This is a genomic window from Legionella feeleii (genome assembly GCF_001467625.1).
Classification (GTDB): domain Bacteria; phylum Pseudomonadota; class Gammaproteobacteria; order Legionellales; family Legionellaceae; genus Tatlockia; species Tatlockia feeleii.
This window is the reverse complement of sequence record NZ_LNYB01000084.1, coordinates 1,650-4,863: the sequence shown is the minus strand read 5'-3', so window position 1 is coordinate 4,863 and position 3,214 is coordinate 1,650. Positions and strand designations below refer to the sequence as shown.

Below are 3,214 nucleotides of genomic sequence, written 5' to 3'. Positions count from 1 at the left end.
ACTAATGTTGGACTTGACTGGTTTCGAAAGGTTCAATCCAGCCATGGCGTGATATTATACAGTTCAACGCGAAGACGCCAAGAGCCAAAAAATTATGCACATACACCACTGACAACAGAACTCGCAAGGCAATCCTGGAGTATGACAAACTCATTCGTAGCATTTATACCCTCAAATATTTACAAGACAGGAAACTACAACGCGATATCCATCGTTCACAGAATCGTGTGGAATCGTATCATCAATTACGCGCAGCCATTGCAACAGCGTATGGGAAAAAACAATTATCTGGCAAAGGTGATCGTGAAATTGAGATCAGCAACCAGTGTGGCAGACTCATTGCCAATGCTATTATTCACTATAATTCTGCAATATTATCTAAGCTCAAGCAGAAATATGAAACTGAGGGCGATGAAAGAGCGTTGTCTATGTTAAAGAAAATATCTCCTATAGCTTGGCAGCACATTCATTTTCAAGGACATTTCATATTTACGGATGATAAAATCATCAATCTTGATGAGATAATAGGCAAGGTTCTTTTGCGGAGGTTAAGAAAAAGCAAAGTGACCAAAAACCGTCCGGAAATTTCTGAGGTTTGCGGCTAGAACCCCAATATTGAATATCTTAATGTGTAATCCGCAGCATTACGGCATTTTTTATGAAATTAATCCTTGGATGCATGTAGACATCCCTGTTGTTCAAACAAGGGCTAAAACCCAATGGCAGGCTCTCTATGAAACGCTATTAAAATTAAACGTAAACGTAAAATTGATTGAGCCAATTAATGGCTTACCTGATATGGTGTTTACAGCCAATGCAGGATTTATTTACAGAAACCAAGTATGGGTTAGCGCATTTAAAAGTCATGAACGCCAACCTGAAAGTGAACATTTTAAAGATTGGTTCTCTCAAGAAGGTTTTGAGATAGTGAATATAGAATATGATCTGAGCCAGCCACCGGCTTTTGAAGGGGCTGGCGACACGCTAGTTTTTAATAACTGTTTAGCGGCGGGCTATGGTTTCCGAAGCGACATCAGTGTTTATGAACATCCATTTTTTAAACAACTTAATTTAGTATTTTGTGAGCTTATCAATCCTTACTTTTATCATTTAGATACTTGTTTTTGTCCTCTAAATTCATCTTTGGCTCTCTGGTATCCTGATGCATTTAGTCAACAATCGCAGCGAGCAATGCGTAAAATAGGACAATTGATTGATGTTCCTGAAGATGAAGCTAGGCGATTTGCTTGTAATGCGGTCGTCATTGGCCAGCACGTTATCTTACCTTCTGACTGCCCAGTTACTTATCGCCTATTAGAATCTCATGGTTTTATAGTACACCCTTGCGACATGAATGAATTCATCAAATCAGGAGGTGCCTGTAAGTGTTTAACACTCCATTTATAGAAGTACAAATTATCTATTTCAGTAAATGAGTTCAAGCCTTCTGGCTCAATCAAATATCAGTCACGAATTATCAACTTTGCATCTCAAACGATATAAGAATAGGGTGAGCAGGCATGAATAGTGAGGGTAGTTTGAAGCTCTTGCTGTTAGCCCGTCTGCTTTTCGTTTAAAATGAGAAACAAATTACCCTGATGGAAAATGAATTACCCCATGCTTACCCGTTGCCAATACTCTGAAATCAGACGTGCTCACGTTTACTTGGAGCAAGGTTCTAAAACCTATGCGCTTCCTTTGTATGCGAGCCGGGTTTCAGCAGGCTACCCCATGCCTGCTGATGACACGATTGACAGGACTATTTATTTAGATCGGTATCTCATTAAGCATCCCAGTTCGACCTTCGTTGTTATTGCTTCAGGTGATTCCATGTTAAATGCTGGTATTCAATCGGGGGATTGGCTGGTCGTTGATAAAGAGGTCACACCAACTCACGGCCGAATAGTGGTTGCGGCGGTTGATGGCGAGCTTACAGTAAAACGCTTAAGTATCAATGATGAGGGTATGCAATTACTGCCAGAAAATCCAGCCTATCGGCCAATTCCAATTACCCCTGAACAGCATGTGGTGCTTTGGGGTGTGGTGATTCTGGTGATTGCTAAATCATGAAGCTTCACTATCAGGTAGAGCCCGCAAAGTGATTGAAATTGATTACCAGCTATTGTCGGAGGTGGCCATAGAGAATTTAATCATGACCATCCTTACTCGCGAGGCGACGGACTACGGTGAGTGCGAAATGGCGGTGGCTGATAAAAAAAGGCAACTTCTGACCCGACTTGAGCAGGGGGATGCGTTGATTGTTTACTCCGCTGAACAGGGGTATTGCACCATTGTTCCGGCAGAGGAGAAGCAAAAATGGCTCTTGCAGGAGCAAGAGGAAAGATAAAAAAGGTCGTTTAGGGACAGTTAACAAAAAAACGACGCACGCAATTGACTTAAGAAGCGCGAACTGGAGGGTGGCAAGGATATAAGCTCTGCCAGAGAGCTATCTCGCTCCTATTGCGTTATTTTGAAGTCGTTGATTAATATAAAGACTAACTGGTTTTTAATAACCCTCTAAAACAGGGCTAGCTCGGTCAGACGCCTTAAGCGTTCGGGATTGTCTTCGACATAAATGGCAGTGGTGACGATGCTGGCGTGTCCTGCCAGACGGGAGACGGCTTTAATATCGCCGCCTTGCTCAATGAGACGGGTGATGAAGGTTCGCCGGCCAGAATGGGAGCTTGCGCCAGGAATGCCTGCCTTGTCATAGAGTGACTTAAACCATTTTTAGGTTAAATTACAGAAACGGGGCAAATGCGAACTAAGATCTTAATTTTGTATAAAATAAGTTCGTTATCGCTAAGAACCCCAAACTTTATCCAACTAAAAATCTCTTTAAAAATAGATTATATTCCTTAATAAATAAGGGTTTTTAAGAATAAATCTGTTCGCATAATTATGAATATATTAATCTGCCCCAAGCATTAAAGATCTAACTGAAATATCCTCATCAATCTTAGTCCAATGTACCCCAAGTCCATTACCAATAAAACGCCAGTCTTTTCGCTCAGAATCTGTTGCATCTCGTAGTTTTGGAAACCATTCCAAGGGTGCTGAAATTTCTCTGCCATCAGCTAGAATAAAATGCAATGAGGTTTTCGTAAAACTTACGTCAACTGCATGATCATCAAATTTAATTGCCAAAGTACTCATACCATTTCTCCAAAAATAATTCTCTATGTTCAGTAACTAATAATCTAAGTTTACCCAA

General features: G+C 40.9%; 4 protein-coding genes and 2 pseudogenes. 4 read left to right on the top strand and 2 right to left on the bottom strand.

Features of this window, described 5'->3' with window-relative positions:
* Positions 1 to 86: 86 nt before the first annotated feature.
* From Lfee_RS12130 to Lfee_RS12115, 4 genes and pseudogenes are all read left to right on the top strand, one after another.
* Positions 87 to 527, top strand: a pseudogene (locus tag Lfee_RS12130) (Tn3 family transposase); the annotation flags it as partial.
* Positions 528 to 627: 100 nt separating this feature from the next.
* The gene (locus Lfee_RS12125) at positions 628 to 1,407 is read left to right on the top strand and encodes a dimethylarginine dimethylaminohydrolase family protein (protein WP_058447215.1); all 780 of its coding nucleotides are present in this window, start codon (positions 628 to 630) and stop codon (positions 1,405 to 1,407) included.
* A gap of 198 nt (positions 1,408 to 1,605) precedes the next feature.
* On the top strand, positions 1,606 to 2,070 hold the full coding sequence (locus Lfee_RS12120) for a LexA family protein (RefSeq protein WP_112854818.1): 465 nt from the start codon (positions 1,606 to 1,608) through the stop codon (positions 2,068 to 2,070).
* Positions 2,071 to 2,098: 28 nt separating this feature from the next.
* The gene (locus Lfee_RS12115) at positions 2,099 to 2,347 is read left to right on the top strand and encodes a YheU family protein (RefSeq protein WP_058447217.1); all 249 of its coding nucleotides are present in this window, start codon (positions 2,099 to 2,101) and stop codon (positions 2,345 to 2,347) included.
* 170 nt (positions 2,348 to 2,517) lie between these two features.
* Here the strand turns inward: Lfee_RS12115 and Lfee_RS16770 are convergent.
* Together Lfee_RS16770 and Lfee_RS12110 are read right to left on the bottom strand one after the other, a co-directional pair.
* Positions 2,518 to 2,712, bottom strand: a pseudogene (locus Lfee_RS16770) (tyrosine-type recombinase/integrase); the annotation flags it as partial.
* A 198-nt stretch (positions 2,713 to 2,910) separates the two neighbouring features.
* The gene (locus Lfee_RS12110) at positions 2,911 to 3,156 is read right to left on the bottom strand and encodes a DUF2442 domain-containing protein (RefSeq protein ID WP_058447211.1); all 246 of its coding nucleotides are present in this window, start codon (positions 3,154 to 3,156) and stop codon (positions 2,911 to 2,913) included.
* Between the last annotated feature and the right edge of the window lie 58 nt (positions 3,157 to 3,214).

Excerpts from the sequence above, each read along its gene's own strand:
- Lfee_RS12110 (WP_058447211.1), bottom strand. The coding sequence starts at position 3,156 with ATGAGTACTTTGGCAATTAAATTTGATGATCATGCAGTTGACGTAAGT.
- Lfee_RS12125 (WP_058447215.1), top strand. The coding sequence starts at position 628 with ATGTGTAATCCGCAGCATTACGGCATTTTTTATGAAATTAATCCTTGG.
- Lfee_RS12120 (WP_112854818.1), top strand. The coding sequence starts at position 1,606 with ATGAATTACCCCATGCTTACCCGTTGCCAATACTCTGAAATCAGACGT.